General features: G+C 73.0%; 23 protein-coding genes. 14 read left to right on the top strand and 9 right to left on the bottom strand.

Translation table 11 applies throughout. From position 1 onward, the window contains the following. Positions 1-15 precede the first annotated feature (15 nt). Both NRK68_RS06105 and NRK68_RS06100 read left to right on the top strand, forming a co-directional pair. Positions 16-1485, top strand: a complete 1470-nt coding sequence (locus NRK68_RS06105) for a hemolysin family protein (RefSeq protein WP_257855279.1) — start codon at positions 16-18, stop codon at positions 1483-1485. Continuing rightward, on the top strand, positions 1482-2525 hold the full coding sequence (locus tag NRK68_RS06100; protein WP_183067501.1) for a hemolysin family protein: 1044 nt from the start codon (positions 1482-1484) through the stop codon (positions 2523-2525). Before NRK68_RS06105 ends, NRK68_RS06100 begins: the two co-directional genes overlap by 4 nt. Before the next feature lie 70 nt (positions 2526-2595). Here the strand turns inward: NRK68_RS06100 and NRK68_RS06095 are convergent, their stop codons facing one another. Both NRK68_RS06095 and NRK68_RS06090 read right to left on the bottom strand, forming a co-directional pair. Beyond that, positions 2596-4530, bottom strand: coding sequence for an AAA family ATPase (locus NRK68_RS06095; protein ID WP_257855278.1), 1935 nt, complete (start codon positions 4528-4530; stop codon positions 2596-2598). A 389-nt stretch (positions 4531-4919) separates the two neighbouring features. Beyond that, positions 4920-5555 (bottom strand): uridine kinase family protein, encoded by a 636-nt coding sequence (locus tag NRK68_RS06090; RefSeq protein ID WP_183067499.1) that lies wholly within the window; start codon positions 5553-5555, stop codon positions 4920-4922. 109 nt (positions 5556-5664) lie between these two features. Between NRK68_RS06090 and NRK68_RS06085 the strand changes: the two genes are divergently transcribed. The 5 genes from NRK68_RS06085 to NRK68_RS06065 all read left to right on the top strand — a co-directional run bounded on the left by NRK68_RS06085 (position 5665) and on the right by NRK68_RS06065 (position 10057). Further along, positions 5665-7032: a C39 family peptidase gene (locus NRK68_RS06085; RefSeq protein WP_183067498.1), complete on the top strand. Its 1368-nt coding sequence runs from the start codon at positions 5665-5667 to the stop codon at positions 7030-7032. Positions 7033-7127: 95 nt separating this feature from the next. Further along, positions 7128-7559 (top strand): SPW repeat protein, encoded by a 432-nt coding sequence (locus NRK68_RS06080; RefSeq protein WP_183067497.1) that lies wholly within the window; start codon positions 7128-7130, stop codon positions 7557-7559. Positions 7560-7800: 241 nt separating this feature from the next. After that, positions 7801-7953 (top strand): SCO1431 family membrane protein, encoded by a 153-nt coding sequence (locus tag NRK68_RS06075; protein WP_257855277.1) that lies wholly within the window; start codon positions 7801-7803, stop codon positions 7951-7953. A 94-nt stretch (positions 7954-8047) separates the two neighbouring features. Continuing rightward, positions 8048-8737, top strand: a complete 690-nt coding sequence (locus NRK68_RS06070) for a TetR/AcrR family transcriptional regulator (protein ID WP_257855275.1) — start codon at positions 8048-8050, stop codon at positions 8735-8737. A 147-nt stretch (positions 8738-8884) separates the two neighbouring features. Further along, on the top strand, positions 8885-10057 hold the full coding sequence (locus NRK68_RS06065; protein ID WP_257855274.1) for an acyl-CoA dehydrogenase: 1173 nt from the start codon (positions 8885-8887) through the stop codon (positions 10055-10057). 30 nt (positions 10058-10087) lie between these two features. On the opposite strand, the gene NRK68_RS06060 is transcribed toward NRK68_RS06065, so the two are convergent. Continuing rightward, positions 10088-10228, bottom strand: a complete 141-nt coding sequence (locus NRK68_RS06060; protein WP_234327941.1) for a hypothetical protein — start codon at positions 10226-10228, stop codon at positions 10088-10090. 2110 nt (positions 10229-12338) lie between these two features. Here NRK68_RS06060 and NRK68_RS06055 point away from each other — a divergent pair. Together NRK68_RS06055 and NRK68_RS06050 are read left to right on the top strand one after the other, a co-directional pair. Beyond that, the gene (locus NRK68_RS06055; RefSeq protein ID WP_183067494.1) at positions 12339-13472 is read left to right on the top strand and encodes an Rv3169 family protein; all 1134 of its coding nucleotides are present in this window, start codon (positions 12339-12341) and stop codon (positions 13470-13472) included. Between the two features lie 46 nt (positions 13473-13518). Continuing rightward, the gene (locus NRK68_RS06050) at positions 13519-14610 is read left to right on the top strand and encodes a phosphotransferase family protein (RefSeq protein WP_183067493.1); all 1092 of its coding nucleotides are present in this window, start codon (positions 13519-13521) and stop codon (positions 14608-14610) included. A 55-nt stretch (positions 14611-14665) separates the two neighbouring features. Here NRK68_RS06050 and NRK68_RS06045 read toward each other — a convergent pair whose 3' ends face one another. Further along, the gene (locus NRK68_RS06045; protein WP_183067492.1) at positions 14666-15136 is read right to left on the bottom strand and encodes a hypothetical protein; all 471 of its coding nucleotides are present in this window, start codon (positions 15134-15136) and stop codon (positions 14666-14668) included. A gap of 212 nt (positions 15137-15348) precedes the next feature. Here NRK68_RS06045 and NRK68_RS06040 point away from each other — a divergent pair, with 212 nt between their 5' ends. From NRK68_RS06040 to fxsA, 4 genes are all read left to right on the top strand, one after another. Continuing rightward, the gene (locus NRK68_RS06040) at positions 15349-15789 is read left to right on the top strand and encodes an Lrp/AsnC family transcriptional regulator (protein WP_030663734.1); all 441 of its coding nucleotides are present in this window, start codon (positions 15349-15351) and stop codon (positions 15787-15789) included. A gap of 69 nt (positions 15790-15858) precedes the next feature. Next, positions 15859-17487, top strand: coding sequence for an amidohydrolase (locus tag NRK68_RS06035; protein ID WP_183067491.1), 1629 nt, complete (start codon positions 15859-15861; stop codon positions 17485-17487). A 364-nt stretch (positions 17488-17851) separates the two neighbouring features. Next, positions 17852-18673: a polyprenol monophosphomannose synthase gene (locus NRK68_RS06030; protein ID WP_257855272.1), complete on the top strand. Its 822-nt coding sequence runs from the start codon at positions 17852-17854 to the stop codon at positions 18671-18673. A 91-nt stretch (positions 18674-18764) separates the two neighbouring features. Then, positions 18765-19358 (top strand): FxsA family membrane protein, encoded by a 594-nt coding sequence (fxsA, locus tag NRK68_RS06025; protein ID WP_257855270.1) that lies wholly within the window; start codon positions 18765-18767, stop codon positions 19356-19358. An 87-nt stretch (positions 19359-19445) separates the two neighbouring features. Here the strand turns inward: fxsA and NRK68_RS06020 are convergent, their stop codons facing one another. The 3 genes from NRK68_RS06020 to NRK68_RS06010 form a co-directional block, all read right to left on the bottom strand. Then, positions 19446-19820 (bottom strand): RNA polymerase-binding protein RbpA, encoded by a 375-nt coding sequence (locus NRK68_RS06020; RefSeq protein ID WP_007262928.1) that lies wholly within the window; start codon positions 19818-19820, stop codon positions 19446-19448. 313 nt (positions 19821-20133) lie between these two features. Continuing rightward, a complete protein-coding gene (locus NRK68_RS06015; RefSeq protein WP_183067489.1) occupies positions 20134-21516 on the bottom strand; it encodes an MFS transporter in 1383 nt (460 codons plus the stop codon). A gap of 67 nt (positions 21517-21583) precedes the next feature. Then, the gene (locus tag NRK68_RS06010) at positions 21584-22354 is read right to left on the bottom strand and encodes a glycerophosphodiester phosphodiesterase family protein (RefSeq protein WP_183067488.1); all 771 of its coding nucleotides are present in this window, start codon (positions 22352-22354) and stop codon (positions 21584-21586) included. 172 nt (positions 22355-22526) lie between these two features. Between NRK68_RS06010 and NRK68_RS06005 the strand changes: the two genes are divergently transcribed. After that, positions 22527-24029 carry an SCO1417 family PLP biosynthesis transcription factor gene (locus tag NRK68_RS06005; protein ID WP_183067487.1) on the top strand — a complete coding sequence of 501 codons (1503 nt, stop codon included), beginning with the start codon at positions 22527-22529 and terminating at the stop codon, positions 24027-24029. A gap of 121 nt (positions 24030-24150) precedes the next feature. Here NRK68_RS06005 and NRK68_RS06000 read toward each other — a convergent pair whose 3' ends face one another. Next, positions 24151-25719, bottom strand: coding sequence for a P-loop NTPase family protein (locus tag NRK68_RS06000; RefSeq protein WP_257855269.1), 1569 nt, complete (start codon positions 25717-25719; stop codon positions 24151-24153). A 69-nt stretch (positions 25720-25788) separates the two neighbouring features. Beyond that, on the bottom strand, positions 25789-25983 hold the full coding sequence (locus NRK68_RS05995; protein WP_030031218.1) for a hypothetical protein: 195 nt from the start codon (positions 25981-25983) through the stop codon (positions 25789-25791). Between the last annotated feature and the right edge of the window lie 249 nt (positions 25984-26232).

Here is a 26232-nt window from a genome sequence, read left to right as displayed (position 1 = left end):
CCCGGAGGCGGCGGCATGACCATCCCGCTACTCCTGCTCGCGGCGGCATTCGCCCTGATCCTCGCCAACGGATTCTTCGTGGCGGCCGAGTTCGGCCTCGTCACCGTGGAACGCCCCGAGGCCGAGCGCGCCGCAGCCGACGGGGACCGCCGTGCCCGCACGGTCGTCAAGGCCCTGCGGGAGCTGTCCTTCCAGCTCTCCGGCACCCAGCTCGGCATCACCATCACCTCCCTCGTGGTCGGCATGCTCGCCGAGCCCGCCCTCGCCGCACTGCTGGCCGGGCCGCTCTCCGCGACCGGCCTCCCCAAGGGAGCCGCATCCGGCGTCGCCGTCGTCATCGGCATGCTGCTCGCCTCCGCCGTCCAGATGGTCGTCGGCGAGCTCGTCCCGAAGAACTGGGCGGTCTCCCGGCCCCTCCAGGTGGCCCGCTTCGTCGCCGGCCCCCAGAACGCCTTCTCACGGGTCTTCCGGCCCGTCATCGCCGGCCTCAACGCCGTCGCCAACCGGCTCGTACGGGCCCTCGGCGTGGAGCCCACCGAGGAGATGGCCTCCGCCCGCACCCCGGGCGAGCTCGTCTCCCTGGTCCGCCATTCGGCCCAGGCCGGCGCCCTCGAACAGGACACCGCGGACCTCTTCGTGCGGACCCTGTCGCTGGGCGAGCTGACGGCCCAGCACGTCATGACCCCACGGGTGAAGGTCAGCGCCCTCCAGCAGACGGCCACCGCGGCCGACGTGCTGAACCTGACCCGCGCCACGGGCCTGTCCCGCTTCCCGGTCTACCGCGAACGCATCGACGAGATCACCGGCGTGGTCCACCTCAAGGACGCCCTCGCCGTCGCCGAGTCCGAGCGCGACCGCATCAGCGTCGGCCGGATCTGCGTCCCCCCGCTGCTGGTGCCCGGCTCCCTGCCCGTGCAGCCGCTGCTGGAGCGGCTGCGCAGCGAGCAGCCGATGGCCGTGGTCGTCGACGAGTACGGCGGCACCGCCGGCGTCGTCACCCTGGAGGACATCGTGGAGGAACTGGTCGGGGAGGTCCGCGACGAGCACGACCTCGCCGAGGACGAGACCCCCGAACTCGCCGCCGTGCCCGCCGAGGACGGCCGCCCCTCCTGGGAGGCCGACGGCAGCTGCCGCGTGCAGACCCTGCGCCGGATAGGCCTGGAGGTCCCCGAGGGCCCCTACGAGACCGTCGCCGGCCTCGTCGCCGACCTCCTCGGCCGGATCCCCGCCCCCGGGGACCGCGCCGACCTCCCCGGCTGGAAGCTGTCCGTCCGCAGGGTCGGCCGCAACCGGGCGGAACGCGTCCGGCTGGTCCGGCTGACAGCCGTACCCGCCGCGGGCCCCCATCCGGCCGTACCCGTCGCGGGCTCCCACCGGCAGGCCGACCGGCAGGCCGCGGACCATACCGGCGCCTCCGTGCCCGGCTCCGGCCGCCACGGCGACGCCGCCCCGCAGCCGGCCGCGCTGGAAGGCGCCGCCCGGTGAACGCGCTCCAGCTCGTCTTCGCACTGCTCCTGGTCCTCGCCAACGGCTTCTTCGTCGGCGCCGAGTTCGCACTCGTCTCCGTCCGGCGCAGCCAGATCGAGCCCCTCGCGGCCGAGTCCAAACGGGCCCGCCAGGTGCTCCACGGCCTGGAGAACCTGCCCCGCATGATGGCCGCCGCGCAGTTCGGCATCACCATCTGCTCGCTCACCCTGGGCGCCGTCGCCGAACCCACCGTGGCCCGGCTGCTGGAGCCCGTCTTCCACGCCGTCCACGTCCCGCAGGGCCTGATCCACCCTCTCGGCTACGCCCTCGCGCTCGCCGCCGTGGTCTTCCTGCACCTGGTCATCGGCGAGATGGTCCCCAAGAACCTCGCCATGGCCGCCCCCGAGAAGACCGCCCTGTGGTTCAGCCCCGGCCTGGTCGCCTTCGCCCGCCTGTGCGGGCCGGTCACCACCGCGCTCGGCGCCTGCGCCAAGGTCGTCCTGAAGCTCTTCAAGGTCGAGCCCAAGGACGAGGTCGAGGCCGCCTACACCTCCACCCAGCTGGGCCGGCTCCTCAAGGACTCCCGGCAGGCCGGGCTCCTGGAGCCGGTCGAGCAGGAACGGCTGGAGGACGCCCTGGAACTGGGCAGCCGCCCCGTCACCGACGTCCTCCTCGACCCCGACCGCCTGGTCACCGTCGGCCCGGCCGTCACCCCGCGGCAGATCGAACAGCTGACCGTACGTACGGGCTACTCCCGGTTCCCCGTCCGTGCCGACAGCGGCGCCTTCATGGGCTACCTGCACGTCAAGGACGTACTGGACCTGGAGGACCGGGAACGGGCCGTGCCGCAGCGGGTCTGGCGGCGCATGACCACCCTGTGCGCCACCGTCCCGCTGGACGACGCCCTCGGCGTCATGCGTCGCGACGCCACCCACCTGGCCCAGGTCGCCGACCAGAGTGGGCGGGTGCTCGGCCTGGTCACCCTGGAGGACGTCCTGGAAATGCTGGTCGGTGAGGTCCGCGACCCGGCGCACCGGGTCCCGGCGGGCCGTTCGTAGCCCGGCGGGCCGCAGCGACCGCACACCGCCGTTCCGGCCCCGCCGTCCGTTCCCGTCAGCCGCCGGTCCCCTACAGGGCCGGCGGCTCCGGGCGCTCCTGCGGGCCGCGGCCCGACAGGACCTCCCCGTACGCCTGCATCAGGTCCGGCAGCCGCAGGGTCGCCAGGTCGTCACGCGACGGCTCGCCCGCGAAGCCCGCCAGCCGCAGGTCCCGGTAGGCACAGCTCTTCTCGTACAGGGTGCGCAGGAAGCGGCCGTTGCCGAGCTCGTCGATCCAGCCCTGCTCCACCACGTGGCCGCTGATGCTGCGCAGCTCCTCCAGGGCCTCCTCGTCCCACCGGTCGCCGTTGGCGTCCGCCAGGACGCCGCCGATCGCGGTCAGCTCGGGGGGCCGGTAGCTGGGGAAGTCCACCCGCGTGGTGAACCGCGACGACAGCCCCGGATTGGCCGCCAGCAGCCGGTCCATCCCGGCCGGATACCCGGCCAGGATCACCACCAGGTGGTCCCGGTTGTCCTCGGCCCGCTTGAGGAGCACCTGCAGGGCCTCGTCGCCGTACGCGTCACCCTTGCTGTAGCCCGTGTTCGACAGCGAATACGCCTCGTCCACGAACAGCACCCCGCCGATCGCCGAATCGATCAGCTCGTTGGCCTTCACCGCGGTCTGCCCGAGGAACTCGCCCACCAGATCGGCCCGCTGCGCCTCGACGAGATGGTCCCCGCCGAGCAGGCCCAGCGCGTAGAACACCCGGCCCAGGATCCGCGCCACCGTGGTCTTGCCGGTGCCGGACGGGCCGGAGAACACGAAGTGCCGTTTCGGCGGCTGCACCGGCAGCCCCTGCCCCGCCCGCAGCCGCGCCATGTGCAGCTGCGCGGAGAGCGCCTTCACCTGTCGCTTGACCGGCTCCAGGCCCACCATCCGCTCCAGCTCCGCCAGCGCCTCCGCCAGCGCCGCCGGGTCCGGCGGCCCGGCCGGAAGCCCGTCCGCCGAGCCCTGCGGCGGGACGGACGCCTTGCGCCGTACGCCCTCCATCCGGCCGGGCGGGGGAGGGGGCGGAGCCAGTGGATCCAGCCCCGCCGGACCGTCCGCGGCGAGATCCTGGACGGGCCCGCCGCCCAGCGGGACGCCCCCCAGGGCGACCCCCGCGAAGTCCCCGCCGGCCGGGGACGGGCCGTGCGCCGCGTAGCCGCCGTACCCGGAGTACCCGGCCAGGCCCGCCAGATCGGCCATGCCGTCGGTGTCGTCACCGTCCTCGATGGCCGTCAGCCGGGCCGCCGTGTCCATGAACGAGGGATCCACCCGGTGCACCGCCCGGTACAGCGGCAGCGCCGCCGCGCTGCGGCCCGTCCCCTCGTGCGCCCGCGCCAGCCAGTACCGCAGCTCCTTGCGCTGCGGCTGCTCACTGCGGCAGCGCATCAGCGCCGCCGACAGCAGCGGCTCCGCCTGCCCGTACATCTCCAGCCGGACCCGAGCCATCCCGCCGAACAGGCCCGCCTCGATCCCCAGCAGCGGATCGTTCACCAGCGGCTCGGTGTGCCGGACCAACTGCTCCCAGTCCTTGACCAGGTAGGCCCGGCAGGCGTGCAGGAACCGCACCTGCGCGTCGGTGTCGACCGGTGGCAGCGCGGCGAGGGCCTGGTCCAGCTCGGGCACGTGGCGGCCGTCCAGCCAGTGCGAGGCGTGGGCGAGCAGCAGGTCCCGCCGGTTCTCCAGCACCGGCTGCACCCACCAGCCCAGCCAGTACCAGGAGTTGAGGGTCCTGCGGTGGCGGGCCCGCTGCTCGCCGAAGCGGTCCCGGTGCGCGTACATGCGCAATAACGCGTTGCCCGTGTCGACCCGCAGCGCGTGCAGGCCCAGCCACGCGTCGGCCATCGAGGGGTCGAGCCGCACGGCCGTCCGGAACTCCTCCTCGGCCTGCGGGTAGGCGCCCATGGTGCAGGCGTCGACCCCCCGCAGCCAGGCGAGTTCGGCCGGGGCGTGCATGCTGCCCGGCGTGGCGAAATCCATCACGTCCCCCACAAGCCTGCCCGTGGTGCGCGGCAACCCCCGCTCAGAGCGCGCGAGTTGTACCGGTGCCCCCGCCTGACGTCGCTGAAATCAGGGCTGCATCGTACCTGCGCTTTCGCACCTTACGTAGGGTGCGGCGGGCCCGGTTCGGGAGCGGACCCGGCACGCCCGAGGTGACACAGAGTGAACGTCGGGGGTGCGTGTGCCGCACACGGCACCCCTGCCGAGGGGGCTCGCGGGCAGAACGAAGCCCCCGGTCACGGGGGAACAACCGGGGGCTTCGTGTGCGCGGCGGCCGGTGAAGGCCCCGCATTGAGAACGTAAGGCCGCCGCGGTCCCCGGGTCAAGGAGGTCGGCGCAGGCCCGGCCGGGCGGAAATCCCAGGCCGATCAGGCCCGGGGGAGTTCGTCACGGTCGGTGAGGGAAGCAGGGTTTCCCGCCGTCGCTCCGGTCCCTGAAGACCACTCGTATCCCGTACTGCTCTGGCGTACCAGAGTGTCGGCGAAGGGGCGCGAAGGATCACTGGAGAAGTGCGCACGCTCCGCGCGCTCCCATCCGTCCCAGAAACCGGCGAGTTCACGCCCGTCCCGCTCACGCCCCCGCAGCCAGGACTCCGCCCGCGGGGTCTCCATCCACACCAGCCGTGCCAGGTGCGGGCGCAGCGCCCGCCGCCCCGCGCCGACCCCCTCCACCAGCAGCACCGGCGCCGGCTCCAGCACCCGCTCCGGTCCCCAACGGCGCTCCACCCAGTCGTACGGCGCCCAGTGCGCGGGCCGGCCGCCGGCGAGCGGCTCCAGCACCTGGACGCGCAGCCGCTCCTCCCAGCCGAACAGCTCCGCGTGGCTGGCCACGTCGTCCAGGTGCAGCACGGGCGCCCCGCCCAGCGCCTCGGCGAGCCGCCCCGCGAAGGTGCTCTTACCGGATCCGGCGTGCCCGTCGATCCCGATCAGGCGCACCGGCCCGAGCGAGGCGGGCAGGACGGCGAGCTCCCGGGCGAGTGGCTCAAGTGACTGGTGCGGCTCCACCCGACCAGCGTAGACAAGCCCGACACGACCCGTGGCTTGGGCCCTCGCCCGCCGGGAACCTGGAAGGGTGACACCACCGAAGCGCCGACCCACCCCGGGGGACCACGCGATGACCGCACCCACGCCACGCAGGGCCGTACTCGTCGCCGCGCTCGCGGTCGCCACCGCGGCCACCGCCGCCTCCGTCCCGGGCGGCGGCACCCCGGCGGCCGCCGCCGGGGCCCCCCGCGCGCAGGGCCCCACCGTCGACAACCGCTTCTGGTTCTCGTACGGCCACTGGCGGGCCGGCGCCCACCGCGGCACCACCGCCGTCGCCGGCGCCCGCCCCGGCCTGGAGATCCGTACGGCCGTCGGCCGCACCGAGTACGCCGACCCGCACACCGGGCGCAAGAGCACCTGGGAGTACGCCACGTGGACCTCCCCGGTGCACGGCTCCACGGTGCCCGCCACCGAGGTCGTCACCTCCTGGAACGCCCGCACCCCGGCCGGCACCTGGATCCAGGTCGAGCTGCGCGCCGCCTACACCGACGGCGTCACCGGCCCCTGGTACGTGATGGGCCGGTGGGCCTCCGGCGACGCGGACATCCGGCGCACCTCGGTGGACGGCCAGACCGACGGCAGGTCCACCGTCTGGACCGACACCCTCGCGGTCGACGCGCCCGCCGCGGCCGGCGGCCTGCGCATCGCCGGCTGGCAGCTGCGCCTGACCCTCCACCGCCGGCCCGGCGCCGGCACCGGCCCGACGGTGTGGCTGGCGGGCGCGATGGCCTCCGACGTCCCCGACCGGTTCACGGTCCCCGCCTCCCGCCCCTCCGGCACCGCCCACGAGCTCGCCGTCCCGCGCTACTCGCAGCAGACCCACTCCGGGCGCTATCCCGAGTACGACAACGGCGGCGAGGCCTGGTGCAGCCCCACCTCCTCCCAGATGGTCATCGAGCACTTCGGCCGCAAGGCCGACCCCGCCGCCCTGGCCTGGGTGGACCCCGCCTACTCCGACCCGCAGGTCTGCCACGCCGCCCGCTCCACCTACGACGCCGCCTACAAGGGCTGCGGCAACTGGTCCTTCAACGCCGCCTACGCCGCCACCTACAGCGGCCTCGCCGGGGTCGTCACCCGCCTCGCCTCCCTGACCGACCTGGAGACCGTGGTGAGGGCCGGCATTCCCGCCATCACCTCCACGTCCTTCCGCGCCGAGGAGCTCACGGGCGCCGGCTACGGCACGGCCGGCCACCTGATGACCGTCGTCGGCTTCACCGCCGCCGGGGACGTGGTCGTCAACGACCCCCACGCCCCCGACAACCCGTCCGTGCGCCGGGTCTACCGGCGTGCCCAATGGGAGAACATCTGGCTGCGCACCAAGCGCACGGCCGCCGCAGGGAAGATCGCCTCCGGGAGCGGCGGGGTCTGCTACCTCTACGCGCCCGCCCTGCCGGGACCGGGTCAGGTCCGGGCCCTGCGGGCGGTCGGCGTGCTGTGAGGAAGCGCGAAATTGCCCGTTGACCGGGCAGGCGGTAGGGCGGAACATTATGGGGTAAATGGCACATAAAGGCTTCTCATAGGAGGCGGCCCGCCATGACCACCCACCCCAGCATCGAGCACCACCCCGACCTCGCCGAGATGCGCACCCGGTTCGAGCGGGTGACCACCACTCCCCGTGCGCAGGCCGTCGAAGCGCTGGCCCTGATAACCGGCATATACCTGGCCGCCTCTCCGTGGATCGCGGGATTCGGCATCCTGCTCCCGTTGGCGATCAACAACCTGATCGTCGGCCTGGCGTACTGCCTGTGCATGGGCGGCCTGGGCTCCGCCTACGAGCGCACCCACGCGATGGCGTGGACCGCGGTCGCCCTGGGCGCCTGGACGATCATCGCCCCGTGGGCCATCGCCGGTGAGATGGACGCCACGCGCGCGGTGGTCAGCAACGTGATCACCGGCGCCGTCGCCCTGTGCCTCGGCCTCGCGATGGCGGCCATGGCCGGCCGCAGGGGTGAAACCCGGGTCTGACGCGGAAGCCGTCCGACACGGAAACCGCCCGGAAGGGGACGGCGTCCGGCACGAAACCGTCCGATACGCAAACAAGAACCGTCGGAAACCGACACCGGAAGGAACCGGCAGCCGGGCCCCGACCGCACCGCGCACCAGCCGGAGCGGCCGGGGCCCGGCGGCGTGACGTGCGCCACCAGTGACCCTCGTCTCCCTGGTCCTGGCTACCGCGAATGCCGCGAACGCTGGCACATTGGACACCATGACCGCAGACACCGCCGCCCCGACCGCATCCTCCGGGAGCCTCGCCCGCACCGGGGGCCCCGATGAGGACTCCAGCTGGCTGGAGCACGTACTCGGCTGGACCCTCGTGGTCGTCGTGGCCATGTTCGTCACCCAGGTGGGCTGGCTCTGACGCCTTCTGGCGCCTTCCCGAGCGGGGGGCGGGCCTGACGCCCCGGTCTGCCATACTTCGGCCATCCTGTGGCAGTTCGAGGCTGGGGCCGAATTTGAACAATAGTCAACAGCGTGGAGTGACCGGGCGCTCGCAGGTGCGCAGGGCCGAACTCATAGCCATCGGCCGCAAGTTGTTCGCCGACACCTCCTACGACACGCTCTGCATGGACGACATCGCCAAACAGGCCGGCGTCGCCAAAGGGCTGATCTACTACTACTTCCAGAGCAAGCGCGGCTACTACCTCGCCATCGTCGAGGACTCCATGGCCGGGCTCGTCGCGCGCGCCGGCGGCGACACCGGCCTCCCGAACGCCGAGCGGCTCCACCGGACCCTCGACGGCTACCTCGAGTACGCCGAGCACCACCACGCCGCCTACCGCACCATCGTCACCGGAGGTGTCGGCTGCGACGCCGAGGTCCTCGCCATCCGCGACACCGTACGCGAGGAACTGCTCGCCGCCATCGCCGAAGGCGCGTACGGGCGCCGCACCCTCCCGCCGATCGCCCGTCTCGCCCTCGTGGGCTGGCTCTCCGCGGTCGAAGGGACCACCCTGGAATGGATCGGCGGGCCGAGCGCCCCGGACCGGCCCGGACGCGCCCGGCTCGGAGCCCTGCTGGTACGCCAGCTGCGCGCGACATTGGCGGTGATCGAGGAGTTCGCCCCGGAGTGTCCGGCACCTCCCCCTGCCGAAGAGCCGTTCGAAACGGTCGGTGATCTTGCCCCGGTGACGGGAAGCCCCTGATCGGGCATACTCAAGCCGCCGCAGCCGCTGAACAGCCTCTTCCGTGACCCGGGAGGGCAGCACCGGCTGCGCAGAGCCCGACATCCGGCGGCGCGTCCCACACCTCACGCGCCGCCGCCGTGCCCGACCAGGGAGGAGAGCGCCGCCATGACAGACCGCGCCCCGCAGCCGGTGGACCGACAGCTGCCCACCGAGGAGTCCCGCGACCTCCTCGCCCTCGTACGCGAGATCGCCCAGCGCGAGATCCGTCCCCGGGCCGCCGAGGAGGAGGACTCCGGGCGGTTCCCCCGAGAGGTCTTCACGCTGCTCTCCGAGGCCGGGCTGCTCGGCCTCCCGTACCCCGGTGAGTACGGCGGCGGCGAGCAGCCGTACGAGGTCTACCTCCAGGTCCTGGAGGAGCTGGCCGCGGCCCGTCTGACCGTCGGTCTCGGCGTCAGCGTGCACTCCCTCGCCTGCCACGGCCTCGGCGGCTACGGCACCAAGGAGCAGCAGGCCGCCCACCTGCCCGCCATGCTCGGCGGCGGCCTCCTGGGCGCCTACTGCCTCTCCGAGCCGGCCGCCGGCTCCGACGCCGCCTCGCTGAGCACCAAGGCGGTCCGCGACGGCGACGACTGGATCATCACCGGCACCAAGGCCTGGATCACCCATGGCGGCGTCGCCGACTTCTACACCGTCCTCGCCCGCACCGGCCTCGAGGGCCCCAAGGGCATCACCGCCTTCCTGGTCCCGGGGGACTCGGAGGGCCTGACGGCGGCCGTGCCCGAGAAGAAGATGGGCATGAAGGGCTCGCCCACCGCCCAGCTGCACTTCGACGGCGTACGCGTACCGGACTCCCGCCGCATCGGCGAGGAGGGGCAGGGGTTCTCCATCGCCCTGGCCGCGCTCGACGCGGGCCGGCTGGGCATCGCTGCCTGCGCCATCGGCGTCGCCCAGGCGGCACTGGACGAGGCCCTCGCCTACGCGCTGGACCGCAAGCAGTTCGGTCACCCCATCGCGGACTTCCAGGGGCTGCGCTTCATGCTGGCCGACATGGCCACCAAGATCGAGGCGGGCCGGGCGCTGTACCTCGCCGCCGCGCGGCTGCGGGACGCGGGCAAGCCGTTCTCCCGGCAGGCGGCCATGGCCAAGCTGTTCTGCACGGACGCGGCGATGGCCGTCACCACGGACGCGGTGCAGGTCCTCGGCGGCTACGGCTACACCGCGGACTTCCCCGTCGAGCGGCTGATGCGCGAGGCGAAGGTGCTCCAGATCGTCGAGGGCACCAACCAGATCCAGCGCATGGTCATCGCCCGCCACCTGGCCGGGCCCGAGACCCGCTGACGCGGTCCGCCGCGTCCGACGCGGGACGGGTCAGTACAGCCCGCTGCTGGTGGAAGGCCAGACCGGAGAGGACGTGAGGCGCGACCACTCCGGGTCCCGCCGGCCGGGCAGAGTCCGGCCGGCGTCCGCCCAGCGGGCCAGCAGGTCGCGGTAGATCGGCGGATCGGGCACCTGCTGCTCACGTTGCGGCTCACGCCGAAGGGGGCGCTGAACCGATTCTTCGAAACCCGAGGACATCGGACGGCGCCTTCGGCCCGCTGAAGACTGAAGCGTGCTCATACCGGGCCAACGCCGTACCGAAGCCACGGGTAATCGCCCCCGCGGTACGCGTATCCGTTCGACGGGTCACGGGGGCGGGGGCGGGGCGGGGGCGAGCACAGGCGGGCACGGCACGCAGGCGGGCAGGGGGCGGGATCCACCCGGGCGGCGGCCAGAGAGGGTATGGGGGTCTCCCGTCAGTCCCATCGTCTCTCCGTGTCGTGCCGGTCCCTCAAGGGCGCTCCTTCGTCGCGTCGCTTCGCGATGTCGCTGCGCTCCACCCTTGACCGACCGTCCCGCCCCGGAAATCCGAAAGACTGCCGGGAAACCCCCAAAGGAACGGGCCGGGGGCAGAAAGACACAGACGGGGCGACCGGAGGGGCGCGGGCGAAGCCCGATGCGCCCCCAATCGCTACGCGCTCCTACCGGAAGGCGTCTGCGAGCCCCTTGGGCTGGACATAGGCCGCCACAGATCGCTACGCGCTCCTGCCCGACGGCGACTGCGAACCTCTGTGGCTGGTCATAGGCCGCCATCAATCGCTACGCGCTCCTGCCTGACGGCGTCTGCGAGCCTCTTGGGTCGGTCATAGGCCGCCATCGATCGCTACGCGCTTCTCGATCACGCGTCCGCAGACCGTCAGGGGTGGCTCACAAGCCGCAGGGGCCGGAATGGGCTCCCACAGACGGCGCCTGCGGGCTGTCGGGGACTGGAAAAGCGGCAGATGACGGCTGAGGCGAATCCCATCCGGGTCTGGGAGGGTGGGCACCTCAAAGAGGCTTCAATGTGCCCCAATTGCCCCTTTCTGTGCGTGTGGATGGGATCTCACGGTCACCCTGACGGGGATTGAGTTCGGCTGAGCCGATGGATCCGCCCTTCGGGCCTCCCATTCGCCCCGATCAGCCCCCAACTGGCGGCGGACGCCGTCTCGCAGGAGCGCGTAGCGATCGATGGCGGCCCCTGCCCGACCCCCGGGGCCCGCACTCGCCGTCTTCGAGAAGCACCCAGTGATCTGTCGCGGCCTATGACCAGCAACAGAGGCTCGCAGTCGCCGTCAGGCAGGAGCGCGTAGCGATTGATGGCGGCCTATGTCCAGCCCAAGGGGCTCGCAGTCGCCGTCAGGCAGGAGCGCGTAGCGATCGATGGCGGCCTATGTCCAGCCCAAGAGGCTTGCAGACGCCCTCCGACAGGAGCGCGTAGCGATCGGACGCGCACCGGGCTTCGCCCGCGCAGGGCACCGCCTCGTCTGTGTCTTTACTCCCCCCGGCCCGTCCTTTTGGGGGTTTCCCGGCAGTCTTTCGGATTTCCGGGGCGGGACGGTCGGTCAAGGGGGGCCGAAGGCCCTCGCGAAGCGACGCGACGAAGGAGCGCCCTTGAGGGACCGGCACGACACGGAGAGACGATGGGACTGACGGAAAACCCCCATACGCGTCACTGACCAAGGCTCGGGCGGCTCCCGCCCCCACACCACCGCCGCGCCTCTGGCTCCCGCCTCGCTGTGGTTCGCCCTCACACCGCCGCCGCGCCTCTGGCTCCCGCCTCGCTGTGGTTCGCCCTCACACCGCCGCCGCGCCTCTGGCTCCCGCCTCGCTGTGGTTCGCCCTCACACCGCCGCCGCGCCTCTGGCCTCCGTCCCGCCGTGGTTCGCTCCCCGGAAGCCGCCCCGCGCCTCTGGCCTCCGCCTCGTCGTGCCTCCGCCCCGTGTCGCCGCCCGTCGTTTCGTGTCCCGCCGCGCTGTGCTGCCGCCCCCGCGTCGCCGTCGTGCCTTCCACCCCCGCCTCGTCGTGCCCCCACCCAGTGCCGCCGCCCGTCGTTTCGTGTCCCGCCGCGCTGTGCTGCCGCCCTCGCGTTGCCGTCGCGCCTTCCGCGCCCGCCGGACCGTGCCCCCGCCCACCCCCGCCCACCCCCGCCACTTCGTGCCCTGCTGTCAGGGCGTGCCAGAAGGGTGGTCGACGGATGGGTTTCTGACGTACCGTCATATTCGCTCGCGCCGCCCCCCGCCGTCACCCGCCCCGGAGGTCCGTCATGCCCGCAGACCGGCCCGTCGCCCTCGACGAGTACCCCATCCACCAGGCCCCCTTGTCGATGAAGCACCTCGTGAGCGGCGACCGGAACGCCTACGACCGGTGCATCTTCCACGTCTTCGACCACGCCGGCCGCGCCGTCCTGATCCTCGGCCTCGGCGTCTACCCCAACGCCGGGGTCATCGACGCCTACGCCACCCTCCGCCTCGGCGACGAACTCCTGGCGGTCCGGGCCTCCGACGCCCTCACCGACGACCGGATGAACCTCTCCGTGGGTCCCCTGTCCATCACCGTCGACGTGCCGCTCCAGCGGCTCACACTGCGCTGCGCCCCCGACGCGGACGACCCGCACGGGCTCTCGTACGACATCACCTGGACCGCGGAGTTCCCCGCCGTCTGGGAGCCGCACCACATCCAGCGGCGCGGCGACCGGCTCATGCTGGAAGGCCGGCGCTTCGTCCAGGCCGGCAACGTGACGGGCACGATCCGCGCCAAGGGGGAGGAGTTCACCCTCACGGCGGGGGAGTGGACCGGTACGCGCGACCGGAGTTGGGGCGTGCGCCCGATCCCCGGAGAGGAGGGCGGCCGGGCGGCCGAGGAGTACCGCCCCGACGGCTTCCACTGGCTCTGGATCCCGGTTCGCTTCGCCGACCGTTTCGTCATGGTCATCGCCCAGGAGGACGCCGACGGCCACCGCACCCTGAACGAGGCCGTGCAAGTCTTCCCCGAGGGCAGCGGCCGCGCGGACGTCCAGCTCGGCTGGCCGCACTCCGAGATCCGCTACCGCCCCGGCACCCGGCACCCCGAGAGCGCCACGGTCCACCTCACCGACCCGTCCCGGAAACCCCTGGAACTGGGCGTGGAGATACTGAACTCCTCCCCGCTCGCCGTCGGCGCCGGCTACCCGCCCGCAAGCGACTGGCAGCACGGCACCTGGCAGGGCCGCGGCTGGAGCGACCGCCGCGTCTACGACCTCTCCCACCCCGCCGCCCACCCCATGGCCGCCTTCGGGGTCACCGACCACTCGGCCCGCTTCACCCTCGACGGGCGGACCGGTCACGGCATCTTCGAGCACGGCAGCTTCGGGCGCCACGATCCGAGCGGCTTCGCCGACTACTCCTCCGTCGCACCGTAAGCCCGACCTCCCGATCCAGGACCCGAGCGTGAGAAGAGGGGTACCCATGGCAACCGCACCACGTCCGCGCACCTCCACCCGCGAACCCGAGGAGCTCGGCCGCCGCCTCGGCGCCTGGCTCGACGGCAGGCTCCCCGGGGCGAAGATCACCAACATCTCCGTCCCCGGCTCGAACGGCATGTCCAGCGAGACCCTGCTCTTCGACATAGAGCACCCCGACACCCCGCTGCGCGCCTGCGCGCTGCGCCTCGCCGCCGACCCGGCGGCCTACACCGTCTTCCCGACCTACGACATGCCGCGCCAGCACCGGGTGATGAGCCTGGTCGCCGAGCACACCGACCTGCCCGTCCCGCGCGTGCAGTGGCTGGAGGAGGACGCCGGGCCGCTGGGGGCGCCGTTCTTCGTGATGGCCCGCGCGGAGGGCCGGGTCCCGCCCGACGTCATGCCCTACACCTACGAGGGCAACTGGCTGCACGCGGCGACGGACGCCGAGCGCGGAGCGCTCCAGGAGGCGAGCATCTCGCTGCTGGCCCGGCTGCACGACCAGTTCCCCGCGAAGGAGGCCGAGTTCCTCCTGCCCGAGGGCGAGGGCAGCCCGCTGCGCCGGCACGTGGACGCCCAACGCGCCTACTACACCTGGGTGGTGGGCGGGCTCGCGCCCTCCCCGCTGATCGAGCGGGCCTTCGCCCGGCTCGAGGAGCTGTGGCCGGCCGACGAGGGTCCCGCCGTCCTGAACTGGGGTGACGCCCGCATCGGCAACGTCGTCTACGACGGTTTCACGCCGGTGGCCGTCCTGGACTGGGAGATGGCGGCGTACGCCCCGCGCGAGGTGGACCTCGGCTGGACCGTGTACCTCCACCGGTTCTTCCAGGACCTCACCGTGAGCTTCGGCCAGCCCGGCCTGCCGGACTTCCTGCGCCGTGCGGACCTGGAGCGCCGCTACGCCGAACTCACCGGCCACACGCCGCGCGACATGGAGTTCCACACCCTGTACGCCGCCTTGCGGCACGCGATCGTGATGCTGCGCATCGCCTACCGGCAGGCCCACTTCGGCGAGGTCGAGGTCCCGGCGGACCCGGACGGCCTGATCCTGCACCACGCCAGCCTGGCCGCCATGGTGCAGGGGACGTACTGGTAGCGGATCGGGGGAGCGGGAGGAGCGGAAAAGGACGGGCGGCGCGCCCCGGTGGCCCTCAGGCCGCCTGGGCGTGCTGCTGGCGCGTCTGCGCCTGCGGCTGCGCCAGCACCGGGCGCACGACGCGGATCGGGCGCGAGCCCGGGCCGCCGACGTGCGAGAACGGCTGCGTCCGCCAGTCCAGACCCTGGGGCAGGGCCGGCCGGGTGAAGGAGTCGGCCTCCGGCGCCGGCGCCGGCTGGTTCGTGCCCAGGCCGGGCAGGGCGTCGCCGGCGGGCCGGCCGGTGCCGGCGCACACGGTGAGCCCGAAGGGGTTCCACGGGGTCAGGCAGAGCGCGTGCTGCGGCAGGTACTCCTCGTCCGCGACGAGGGCGATGGACTGGCCGCAGTCGGGGCAGATCGCGTGGTGGATCTCGAACCCCTCGGTGTCGTCGAGGTATTCGCCGTCCTCGGGGTAGGTGTGGTCCCCGGAGTCGAGCGGTTCGAGAGGCTCCGGTTCGGTGCGACCGGCGCGCTGGTTGTTCGGCATGGATGTACTCCCCCTTGGGTGGGCCGGGCAGGTTCTTCGGCCTCGGCCACAGCAACCACTTCCCGCCGTGCGTCACGAGTAACCACAACGGACCGGCCTCCACCTGCATACCCGTGTGGCCTTGGTCACATGCCCGGCGCAGATGCCTCCAGTGGGCGGACAGCACTGGGCCTGGAGTGCCTTTGGCCGTAAGTTGAGCGGCTATGAGTGCAATGGAGGAGCTGGACCGCCAGATCGTGGATCTGCTCGTGCGGGACGGGCGGATGAGCTACACGGATCTGGGCAAGGCCACAGGACTGTCCACGTCGGCGGTCCATCAGCGGGTACGCCGTCTCGAGCAGCGCGGGGTGATCCGCGGTTACGCGGCCGTGGTCGACCCGGAGGCCGTCGGCCTGCCGCTGACCGCCTTCATTTCGGTCAAGCCCTTCGACCCGAGCGCCCCGGACGACATCGCCGACCGGCTGTCCGGCGTACCCGAGATCGAGGCCTGCCACAGCGTCGCGGGCGACGAGAACTACATCCTCAAGGTACGCGTCGCCACCCCGCTGGAGCTGGAGGACCTCCTGGGCCGGCTGCGCGCCCTCGCCCATGTCGCGACCCGTACGACCGTGGTCCTCTCCACCCCCTACGAGGCACGCCCGCCCCGCGTGTGACACCGGGGACGGTGCCGCGGGGGGACCCGGCGGTCGGAAGGGGTGGGGCGACGCGGGACACTGGTCGGCATGACTGACCGCACCGCCCACTCCGCCGACGCCGCCGGAGCGCCGACCAGGACCGTCCTCCTCCGCGGGGGCGAGGTACACAGCCCCGCCGACCCCTTCGCCACGGCGATGGTCGTCGAACGCGGCCATATCGCCTGGGTCGGTTCCGAGGGCGCGGCCGACGCGTTCGCCCAGGGCGTCGACGAGGTCGTCGATCTCGGCGGCGCGCTCGTGACCCCCGCCTTCACCGACGCGCACGTCCACACGACCTCCGCGGGTCTGGCCCTGACCGGGCTGGACCTGACGGGAGCGCGGTCGCTGGCCGCCGCGCTGGACCTGGTCCGCGCGTACGCCGCGAGCCGGCCCGCCGACCGGGTGCTCCTCGGGCACGGATGGGACGCCGCCCGCTGGCCCGAGCGGCGCGCGCCGCGCCGTGCCGAGCTCGACGAGGCCGCCGGCGGCCGTCCTCTCTATCTGAGCCGTATCGACGTGCACTCGGCCGTGGTCACCACGGCCCTGCTCGACCTGGTCCCCGGGGTGCGCCCCGACGGGGACCTGCCGCTGACCGCCGAGGACCACCACGCCGTCCGGCGGGCCGCGCTCGCCGCCGTCACCCCGGCCCAGCGCGCCGAGGCGCAGCGGGCCGCGCTGGACCGGGCGGCCTCCCTCGGCATCGGTTCCCTGCACGAGTGCGGCGGGCCCGACATCTCCTCCGCCGAGGACTTCACCGCTCTGCTCGCGCTGGCGGCGGAGCGGCCCGGGCCGCGTGTGTTCGGGTACTGGGCCGACCGGGACCTGGGCCTGGCCAGGGAGCTGGGGGCCGTGGGGGCGGCGGGCGACCTCTTCGTGGACGGCGCCCTGGGTTCGCACACCGCCTGTCTGCACGCTCCGTACGCCGACGCCTCGCACACGGGGACGGAGTACCTGGACGCGGTCGCCGTCGCCGAGCACGTGGCGGCGTGTACGGAGGAGGGGCTGCAGGCCGGCTTCCACGCCATCGGCGACGCGGCGATCACCGCGGTGGTCGAGGGTGTCCGGGCGGCGGCCGAGAAGGTGGGCCTGGCCAGGATCCGTGCGGCCCGGCACCGGGTCGAGCACGCCGAGATGATGACCCCGGCCACCATCGCCGCCTTCGCGGAGCTGGGGCTCACGGCGTCGGTGCAGCCCGCCTTCGACGCGGCGTGGGGCGGCGAGGACGGGATGTACGCCGACCGGCTCGGGGCCGACCGCGCCCGCACCCTCAACCCGTACGCGGCCATGCTGAAGGCCGGGGTGCCGCTGGCCTTCGGTTCGGACGCGCCGGTCACCCCGCTCGACCCGTGGGGCACCGTGCGCGCGGCCGCCTTCCACCGGACGCCCGGGCACCGGGTGTCGGTGCGGGCCGCCTTCACCGCGCACACCCGGGGCGGCTGGCGGGCCCTGGGCCGTGACGACGCGGGAATCCTCGTCCCCGGCGCCCCGGCCGACTACGCGGTCTGGCAGACCGGCGAGCTGATCGTCCAGGCCCCGGACGACCGGGTCGCCCGCTGGTCCACCGACCCCCGCTCGGGCACCCCCGGACTGCCCGATCTGACCCCCGGCTCCGAACTGCCGGTGTGCCTGGCCACCGTCGTCGGGGGCCGGGAGGTATTCGTACGCCCACAGGGGTGATCCGGTCGGCCTCGGTTCGGTGCGGGCGGCCGGACCCGGATAGGTTCGGCCGGGTCCACCACAGGACGTCGTGCCGGACGGATCCGTCTGCTCAGCGCGCCCGCGCCTCGGGGGCGAGGGAAGGTTTCGCCGGGCGGCGGGTGGCCCCGGGTCGGGGTCCGGCGGTCCAGTAGACAACGGTCACGGCGGCCCGCAGCCAGCGGGAGTCTGATCGGCCCGAAGGACCGCGGGCCCCGATCACCCGTTACGGCACCGCCGGGGCGGCCCGGGTGTCGGCACCGCCGGGGCGGGCCGTGGCCGATGTTCTAGAGTCATCCTCTGCGACCGGACGTACAGGACGTGCAAGCGCACAAAAGGGGACTCAGTGAGCGACGGCGGACAGCGGACCCATGGCCCGCTCGGTACAGCCTTGGTGATCATTCCGACCTACAACGAGGCGGAGAACATCGGGCTGATCGTCGGCCGTGTCCGGGCGGCGGTTCCCGAGGCCCACATCCTGGTCACCGACGACAACAGCCCCGACGGCACCGGCAAGCTCGCCGACGAGCTCGCGGCCGGCGACGACCACGTGCACGTCCTGCACCGCAAGGGCAAGGAGGGGCTGGGCGCCGCCTACCTCGCGGGCTTCGTCTGGGGCCTGGACGAGGGCTACGGCGTGATCGTCGAGATGGACGCCGACGGATCCCACCAGCCCGAGGAGCTGCCCCGCCTGCTGACCGCGCTGGCCGGGGCCGATCTGGTCCTGGGCTCGCGCTGGGTGCCGGGCGGCCGCGTCGTCAACTGGCCCAAGACCCGGGAGTTCCTCTCGCGCGGCGGTTCGACGTACTCCCGGCTGATGCTGGACGTCCCGATCCGGGACGTGACCGGCGGCTACCGGGCCTTCCGGCGGGAGACGCTGGAGGGTCTGGGCCTGGAGGAGGTGGCCTCCGCGGGCTACTGCTTCCAGGTGGACCTGGCCCGCAGGGCCGTGAAGAAGGGGTTCCGCGTGGTGGAGGTCCCCATCACGTTCGTCGAGCGTGAGTTCGGCGACAGCAAGATGAGCAAGGACATCGTCGTGGAGGCCCTGTGGCGGGTCACCCAGTGGGGCCTCAAGGCCCAGGCCGCCAAGCTGCTCGGCAAGGACAGCGGCAAGGACACCGGCAAGGACAGCGGCGAGGGCACCGGCAAGCGGGACGGCAGTGCCTGATGCGGCCCGACCGGCGGGGCACGCCCCTTAGGGGGTGCCCCGTACCTCCGGCTGAGGACACTTTTATCCGGACCCAGGCACACTGGGTGCCATGACGACCGGCACTGGATCCCTGCGAACGGGCACCCCGACGGCCCCCCGTCGGCGCTCGCCCGCCCGAACCTTCCTCCCCCTGGCCATAGCCGCCTGGCTGATCCTGGAGATCTGGCTGCTCGGGATGGTCGCCGACGCGGCCGGCGGGCTCGCCGTGGCCGCGCTGATCGCCGGCGGACTGGTCCTGGGCGGGGTGGTCATCAAGCGCGCCGGGCGCCGGGCCTTCAAGAACCTGACGGACACCTTCCAGCAGGCGCAGCAGGGCGTGCAGCCCACCCCGCAGCAGCCCGGCCGGGGCAACGGCCTGACCATGCTGGCGGGCCTGCTCCTCATGCTGCCGGGCCTGCTCTCCGACGTGGCGGGCCTGCTCCTGCTGCTCCCGCCCGTCCGGGCGTGGGCCGGCCGCAGGGCCACCCGTTCCCTGGAGCGGAAGATGGCTTCGGCCCCCGCCGGCAGCTTCGGCGACGCCTTCCAGCAGGCCCGTATCCACTACCCCGACGGCAAGGTCGTCCAGGGTGAGGTCATCCGTGAGGACCGCCCGGGCCCGCAGGACGGCCCGGACACCACCTATCGCCCGCCGCTGACGCCGTAACGGCCGCGCCGCAGGGCACGGGAACGCCGAGGGGCCCCGCCGCACACTGTGCGGCGGGGCCCCTCGGCTTGTGCGTTCGTCCGGCTGTCAGGCGGACTTGCGGCTGTCCCGCGGATGCACGGCAATGTTCATGGCGCCGGAGCGCAGGACCGCCAGCCGTTCGGCCAGCACTTCCTCCAGCTCCTCGCGAGTGCGTCGCTCCATGAGCATGTCCCAGTGCGTTCGCGCAGGCTTGCCCTTCTTCTCTTCGGGCCCGTCCCCGTCCACCAGGAGTGCCATGGCGCCGCACGCCTTGCACTCCCACTCCGGCGGAATCTCTGCCTCAACCGAGAACGGCATCTCAAATCGATGTCCGTTCTGGCATGCGTACTCCACCGCCTGGCGCGGGGCCAGATCGATGCCGCGGTCCGTCTCGTAGCTGGTAACCACGAGGCGCGTACCGCGGAGAGCTCGCTCACTCATGAATCGTGCCTCCCGGGCTTGTCGCCCACAGGACAGGTGTCGCTGTCGTCGTCATCCGGTCAACGTCCGGTCGGCGGTATAGATTCCCGCTCCGGGTCGTGCGTCGCCCGTCGTACCGCCCCTTGTTGTACCCACCAGTGCCCGTTTTGTCACATCTGGCAGCAGATGTCACCCAACGTCTAGACTTCTTTGGCGCGCAGTAACGGTCCGCCTGGCAGGCCAAAGGCGTACACTACCGGCCCTTCGCCGCAACGTCTAAATCCGTTCGGAATTCGTTCGTGGATCCGGACCGGGCGCGGGCGCGGACCCGGTCTCAGAGCCGCTCCGGTACAGGATTGCCCGCCGCCTCCACCGCGCGCCGCACCGGCACTCGCGCGAGCAGCAGGAACCCCAGTGCGAAGAACGCCACCAGCGAGATGATCGCGTCCCGGTAGCTGCCCGTCACCTGGTAGGTCAGGCCGAAGACGAGCGGACCCACCCAGCTCAGGCCCCGGTCGCTCATCTCGTACGCCGAGAAGTACTCGGCCTCCTTGCCCGCCGGTACCAGGTGCGAGAAGAGCGAGCGCGACAGCGCCTGGCTGCCGCCCAGCACCAGGCCGATCATGGCGGCGAGGGCGAAGAACCACACCGGCGTCCGCGCGGGCAGGAAGTAGCCGACCCCCAGCGTCACCGCCCAGGCGGCCAGTGAGCCCAGGATCGTCCGCTTGGCGCCGTAGATCCGGGCCAGCCGGCCCATGCCCAGCGCGCCGCCGACCGCCAGGACCTGCACCAGCAGCACCGCCCCGATGAGGGTGGACTGCTCCAGCTGCAGCTCCTCCGAGCCGTAGATGGAGGCCTGGGAGATCACCGTCTGCACGCCGTCGTTGTAGATCAGGTACGCCAGCAGGAACGACAGGGTCAGCGGGTAGCGCCGCATGTCCTTGAGGGTGGCGACCAGCTGCTTCCAGCCGCTGACGGCCGGCGCCGCCCCCGGCTCCCGGACCACGGCCCGGTCCCGCAGCCGCCGCAGCGGGATCAGCGCGAAGGCGCCCCACCACAGGCCCGCGGAGGCCAGGCAGATCCGGACGGCCGTGCCCTCCGAGACGCCGAAGGTGTCGTGCCCCAGGTAGAGGGCCAGGTTCATGACGAGCATCACCGAACCGGCGGTGTAGCCGAAGGCCCAGCCGCGCGAGGACACCGTGTCCCGCTCGTCCGGAGTGGAGATCTGCGGCAGGTAGGCGTTGTAGAGCACCATCGACACCGACAGCGAGGCGTTCGCCACGACCAGCAGGAACCCGCCCAGCAGGTACCGCTCGCCGCCCAGGAAGAACATCGCGGTCGTCGCCGCGGCCCCGGTGTACGCGGCCACGGCCAGCAGCGGCTTCTTGCGGCCCGTCCGGTCCGCCACCGCGCCCGCGAGCGGCATCAGCAGCACGGCCAGGATCACCGAGGCCGAGACCGAGTAGGCGAAGAAGGACCCGGCCCGCACCGGTATGCCCAGCGGGTGCACGAAGCCCTGGGCGTCCGCGGCGGCCTTGGCCAGCTCGGTCAGGTACGGCCCGAGGAACACCGTCAGCACGCTCGCCGAATACACCGACACGGCGAAGTCGTAGAAGTACCAGCCGCGCTGCTCGCGCCTGCGGGACGCGGCGGCGGCTCTGTCGTCCTCCGCCCCCGGTTCCGCTTCCTCGGTCCTGCTGCTCTTGTCCGCGCTCACGCGTCGTCCCCCTCGGTGGTCCTCTACCGCACCGGCCGCCGCATCCGCCGCGGCGGCCGGGAGAGGGTCAGACCCAGGCGCCGCGCCGGTCCAGCACCGTGCGCAACAAGTCGATGTGGTCGGTCATGATGCCATCGACACCCAGGTCGAGGAGAGCCTCCATACGTTCCGGTTCGTTCACGGTCCACACGTGGACCTGCAGGCCGCGCGCGTGCGCGGTCCGTACGAAGCGTTCGTCGACCACCCGGATGCCCGCCTGGGTCTCCGGGACCTGGGCGGCCACCGCCCCGACGCGCAGCGCCGCCGGGATCGCGTACGAGCGCAGCCGCAGCCCGACCACACCGCGCACGCCGTACGAGGTCGCCAGCCGGGGGCCGGCGATCCGCTGGGCGCGCGCCACCCGGCTCTCCGAGAAGGAGCCCACGCAGACCCGGTCCCAGAGCCCGGCCCGCGCGATCAGGTTGACCAGCGGGTGCAGCGCCGACTCCGCCTTGATGTCGATGTTCCAGCGGGCGTCCGGGAACTCCTCCAGCAGCTCCTCGAAGAGCGGCAGGGGCTCGGTGCCCCCGACCCGGGCCTCGCGCACCTGTTTCCACGGCAGCTCGGCGATCCGGCCCCGGCCGTCGGTGACCCGGTCCAGCGTGGAGTCGTGGAAGGCGACGAGCTTGCCGTCGGCCGTGGCGTGCACATCGGTCTCGAAGTACCGGTAGCCGGCCCCGGCGGCTCGGCGGAAGGCGGCGGCGGTGTTCTCCAGCCCGTCCGCGGCACCTCCCCGGTGCGCGAAGGGAATCGGAGCCGGGTGGTCCAGATACGGATGGCGAAGGCGTACGTGCGTCACGGCGGCAGTATCCCCCGTGGCGGCCGGGACCGGTGGTACGCGAGGTGAACGGGATGCAGGGGGTCGCGTACGGCCTGGTGCAAGTGGACTGACTCGTGGCACGCTGTGCCCCGGACAGCAATCCAATCCAGGCCTCCTCCGAGGCCAATCGGACGAAAGTGGACCGCACGCCATGGCCGAATGGACCTCAGCGGTCGGTGCCGCACAGCTGGCCCGTCTCATCACCTCCCAGCAGGAGCGGACCGCCGTACCGGGGGCCCGCAAGCCGCCCGCCTACCGCACCCTCGCCGACGGGATCCGGCTGCTGGTCCTGGAGGGCCGCGTCCCCGTCGCCGCCCGGCTGCCCGCCGAGCGCGAGCTCGCCGTCGCCCTGTCCCTCAGCCGCACCACCGTCGCCGCCGCCTACGAGGCTCTGCGCGGCGAAGGCTTCCTGGAGTCCCGCCGGGGCGCCGGCAGCTGGACCTCCGTCCCGGCCGGGAATCCGCTGCCCGCCCGCGGCCTGGAGCCGCTGCCGCCCGAGTCCCTCGGCTCGATGATCGACCTCGGCTGCGCCGCCCTCCCCGCCCCCGAACCGTGGCTGACCCGGGCCGTCCAGGGCGCCCTGGAGGAACTGCCCCCGTACGCGCACACGCACGGGGACTACCCGGCGGGCCTGCCGGCGCTGCGCCGGATGCTCGCCGACCGCTACACCGATCAGGGCATCCCCACCATGCCCGAGCAGATCATGGTGACCACCGGGGCGATGGGCGCCATCGACGCCATCTGCAGCCTCTTCGCCGGCCGCGGTGAGCGGATCGCCGTCGAGTCCCCCTCCTACGCCAACATCCTCCAGCTGATGCGCGCCGCCGGCGTCCGCCTCGTACCGGTCGCGATGGGCGACGGACTGACGGGCTGGGACATGGACGTCTGGCGGCAGGTCCTGCGCGACTCCGCCCCGCGCCTCGCCTATGTCGTCGCCGACTTCCACAACCCCACCGGGGCCCTCGCCTCCGAGGACCAGCGCCGCGCCATGGTCGAGGCGGCCCGCTCCGCGGGCACGGTCCTCGTCGCCGACGAGACCATGCTGGAACTCCAGCTGGATCCGGACCTGGAGATGCCCCGACCGGTCTGCTCCTTCGACCCGGCCGGCAGCACGGTGATCACTGTGGGCTCCGCCAGCAAGGCCTTCTGGGCGGGCATGCGGATCGGCTGGGTCCGCGCGGCCCCCGACGTGATCCGCAGCCTGGTGGCGGCCCGCGCCTACGCCGACCTGGGCACGCCGGTGCTGGAGCAGCTGGCGGTGAACTGGCTGATGCGGACCGGCGGCTGGCAGGAAGCGGTGGAGGTCCGCAGGCAGCAGGCCCGGGAGAACCGGGACGCGCTCGTCGCGGCGGTCCGCCGGGAGCTCCCGGACTGGGAGTTCGAGGTCCCCGCCGGCGGCCTGACCCTGTGGGCCCGCGCGGGCGGCCTGTCCGGCTCCCGCCTGGCCCAGGTGGGCGAACGGGTCGGCGTACGGGTCCCCTCGGGTCCCAGGTTCGGCGTCGACGGAGCCTTCGAGGGCTACGTCCGGCTGCCGTTCACCGTGGGCGGCCCGGTGGCCGAAGAAGCCGCCACCCGCCTGGCGGCGGCAGCCCGCCTGGTCGCCACAGGCGCAGGCGACAGCGGCACGGAACCGCCCCGCACGTTCGTCGCGTAGTGCGGCGCAGGCGGGCCGGACGACACCCCGCCCTGGCACCGGCCCCACCGCTCCACCCCCGCCCGGCCAGGGCAAGGCCCCATCCCGGCCCCGCCCCGGCCCCGCCCGGCCAGGGCAAGGGCTACGCCTCCGGCGCCTGTCCCTGGAACGCCTTCGCCAGCGCCGCCCCCGGCGCGGGCCCCTGCTGCCGCTCCGGCAGGAGACCGAGCACGGCCTGCCGGTGCGCCGGATGCGTGCCCTCGTCGTAGGGGTCCGGGGTGGCCGGCACCTGGAGCCGGTGCACCGGCCCGGTGCCCAGCCGGGCGTACCCGCGCCCCGGTGGCACCTGCGCCGTGGGCGTGGTGTGCGGCGGCAGCCCCAGCACGTCGGTGATCTGCTGGATCGCGGCCGGCCCGAGCACGATCCGCGCACGGGTGTGCTGCCACACGGCGTCGTGCAGCACCTCCAGGTGGTCGAACTGTTCGGCCACCGCCACCGTGACGTGCGCCGGCCGGCCGTGCCGCAGCGGCACCTGGAGATGGTTCATGGGATCGGGCCCGCCCTCGGCCACCGCGAGGTGCGCCAGCACGCTCGGCTGGTCCAGCAGGATCCACAGCGGGCGCCGGGTGTCCTCCGGTGCGGGCCGGCCGGCCTCGCGGGCCCGGTGGATGGCGATGAGCCGGCGTTCGGTCTCCTGCGCGGCCCACTCCAGCGTGGCGACCGCGCCGACCGGCCCGCACTCCACGGCGAGGACCCCGCTGCGGCCGGTCAGGCAGGCGTATTCGCCGGTGCCGCCGCCGTCGACGATCAGGACGTCGCCGCCGTGCCGCAGGGCCTGCAGGGCGAGGGAGCGGAGCAGGGTGGAGGTGCCGCTGCCCGGCTGGCCGACGGCGAGCAGGTGGGGTTCGGTGGAGCGGGGGCCGGTGCGCCAGACGACCGGCGGGACGTCGCGGGGCCGATCGCCCTCCAGTACGGGCAGGGTGCGCTGCACGGTGCCCGAGTCGGTGAAGCCGAGCACGCTCTCGCCGGGGGAGGTGACGAACGGCTGGGCGGCGATGCCCGTCGGCAGCGCCGGCAGCACGCTGAGGTCGAGCCGGTTGCCCTCCTCGTCCCAGTCGAAGAGGTACTCCCGGCCGCGTCCGGACTTGGCGTGCAGCAGTGCCTCGATCCGGGCCCGTGAGGCGGCCTCGCCGTCGGTGAAGTACGCCGGGTAGCGGATGTGGAGCCGGGTGATCCGGCCCGCCTCGTCGAACTCGTAGCCACTGAAGGCCTTGTCCCACTCCCCGCCGTGGGCGAAGAGCGGACTGGGGTCGTCCGGGATGGAGAAGTACGGCACGAGGGCTTCGTAGAGGGAGCCGAGCCGTTCGGCCTCGGTGTCGCTGGGTCCGGTCTTCGCGGGGGTGCGGTCCCGCCCGTGCCAGGCCGCGGCCGCCATGAGGGTGATCAGGGCGAGCAGCGGCCCGTAGGGGACGAGTGCGACCACGAGGACGCAGGCGGCGCCCAGGAACAGGGCGGGACCGCGCTTGTCCTTGGGGGTCTCGGACCATTTGCGCCGCCCGGCCGCGGCCAGGACGCGCAGGCCGCGTCCGATGACGAGGAGCGGATGGAGGACGTCCGTGGCACTGTCGGCGGCCGTGCGAGCGAAGTCGCGGCCCCGGGCCAGCGACGCGGTGCCGCTGCTGAGAATGCGGGGAAGTGGGCGCCGGGCCACGGGCGTCTCCTGGAGTTGTGGTCGTGAGCGTTGTTCCGGGTGGGGCTGGGGTTCCTGCTCGGGGGGCGGCTAGAGCTTGATCCCGCCGAGCAGGCTCGCGAGGCTCGCGGTGCTCGCCGTGATGCTCGGGGCGATGGCGGAGCCGGCGAGGAAGAAGCCGAAGAGCGAGCAGACGAACGCGTGGGTCAGCTTCATCCCGTCCTTCTTGAAGAACAGGAAGCAGATGATGCCGAGCAGGACCACGCCTGAGATGGACAGGACCATGGGAGGTTCTCCTGGTTGGTGGGGACAGTCACCATCAGTTGTTCCAGGCTCACAGGAAGTATCAATGCGAAAAAAGGTGCATACGGGTGAATCTGTGGGTTTTTCACTTGACCGGCTCAGCCCGGGTGGCGCGCCCGCCGCGCAGGGGGTCCGGGGTGATCCGTCCCTCGGACCGGCCCGGACATGCGCAGGCCAGGGCGCTACCCTGGCGATTCACCCGTACGGCCGCAGTGCCGTGCACCCCTGCCC

It is taken from the genome of Streptomyces yangpuensis (assembly GCF_024666385.1).
Lineage (GTDB): Bacteria > Actinomycetota > Actinomycetes > Streptomycetales > Streptomycetaceae > Streptomyces > Streptomyces yangpuensis.
Note: the sequence above shows the minus strand (reverse complement) of the source record. Positions and strands in the feature narration are given on the sequence as shown.

What these genes read in the sequence shown, in the direction of transcription:
- NRK68_RS06080 (WP_183067497.1), top strand. Translation starts at nt 7,128, where the DNA reads ATGACCACCCACCCCAGCATCGAGCACCACCCCGACCTCGCCGAGATG.
- fxsA (WP_257855270.1), top strand. Translation starts at nt 18,765, where the DNA reads ATGACGACCGGCACTGGATCCCTGCGAACGGGCACCCCGACGGCCCCC.
- NRK68_RS06105 (WP_257855279.1), top strand. Translation starts at nt 16, where the DNA reads ATGACCATCCCGCTACTCCTGCTCGCGGCGGCATTCGCCCTGATCCTC.
- NRK68_RS06050 (WP_183067493.1), top strand. Translation starts at nt 13,519, where the DNA reads ATGGCAACCGCACCACGTCCGCGCACCTCCACCCGCGAACCCGAGGAG.
- NRK68_RS05995 (WP_030031218.1), bottom strand. Translation starts at nt 25,983, where the DNA reads ATGGTCCTGTCCATCTCAGGCGTGGTCCTGCTCGGCATCATCTGCTTC.
- NRK68_RS06055 (WP_183067494.1), top strand. Translation starts at nt 12,339, where the DNA reads ATGCCCGCAGACCGGCCCGTCGCCCTCGACGAGTACCCCATCCACCAG.
- NRK68_RS06005 (WP_183067487.1), top strand. Translation starts at nt 22,527, where the DNA reads ATGGCCGAATGGACCTCAGCGGTCGGTGCCGCACAGCTGGCCCGTCTC.
- NRK68_RS06020 (WP_007262928.1), bottom strand. Translation starts at nt 19,820, where the DNA reads ATGAGTGAGCGAGCTCTCCGCGGTACGCGCCTCGTGGTTACCAGCTAC.
- NRK68_RS06045 (WP_183067492.1), bottom strand. Translation starts at nt 15,136, where the DNA reads ATGCCGAACAACCAGCGCGCCGGTCGCACCGAACCGGAGCCTCTCGAA.
- NRK68_RS06040 (WP_030663734.1), top strand. Translation starts at nt 15,349, where the DNA reads ATGGAGGAGCTGGACCGCCAGATCGTGGATCTGCTCGTGCGGGACGGG.
- NRK68_RS06095 (WP_257855278.1), bottom strand. Translation starts at nt 4,530, where the DNA reads ATGGATTTCGCCACGCCGGGCAGCATGCACGCCCCGGCCGAACTCGCC.
- NRK68_RS06065 (WP_257855274.1), top strand. Translation starts at nt 8,885, where the DNA reads ATGACAGACCGCGCCCCGCAGCCGGTGGACCGACAGCTGCCCACCGAG.
- NRK68_RS06075 (WP_257855277.1), top strand. Translation starts at nt 7,801, where the DNA reads ATGACCGCAGACACCGCCGCCCCGACCGCATCCTCCGGGAGCCTCGCC.
- NRK68_RS06035 (WP_183067491.1), top strand. Translation starts at nt 15,859, where the DNA reads ATGACTGACCGCACCGCCCACTCCGCCGACGCCGCCGGAGCGCCGACC.
- NRK68_RS06085 (WP_183067498.1), top strand. Translation starts at nt 5,665, where the DNA reads ATGACCGCACCCACGCCACGCAGGGCCGTACTCGTCGCCGCGCTCGCG.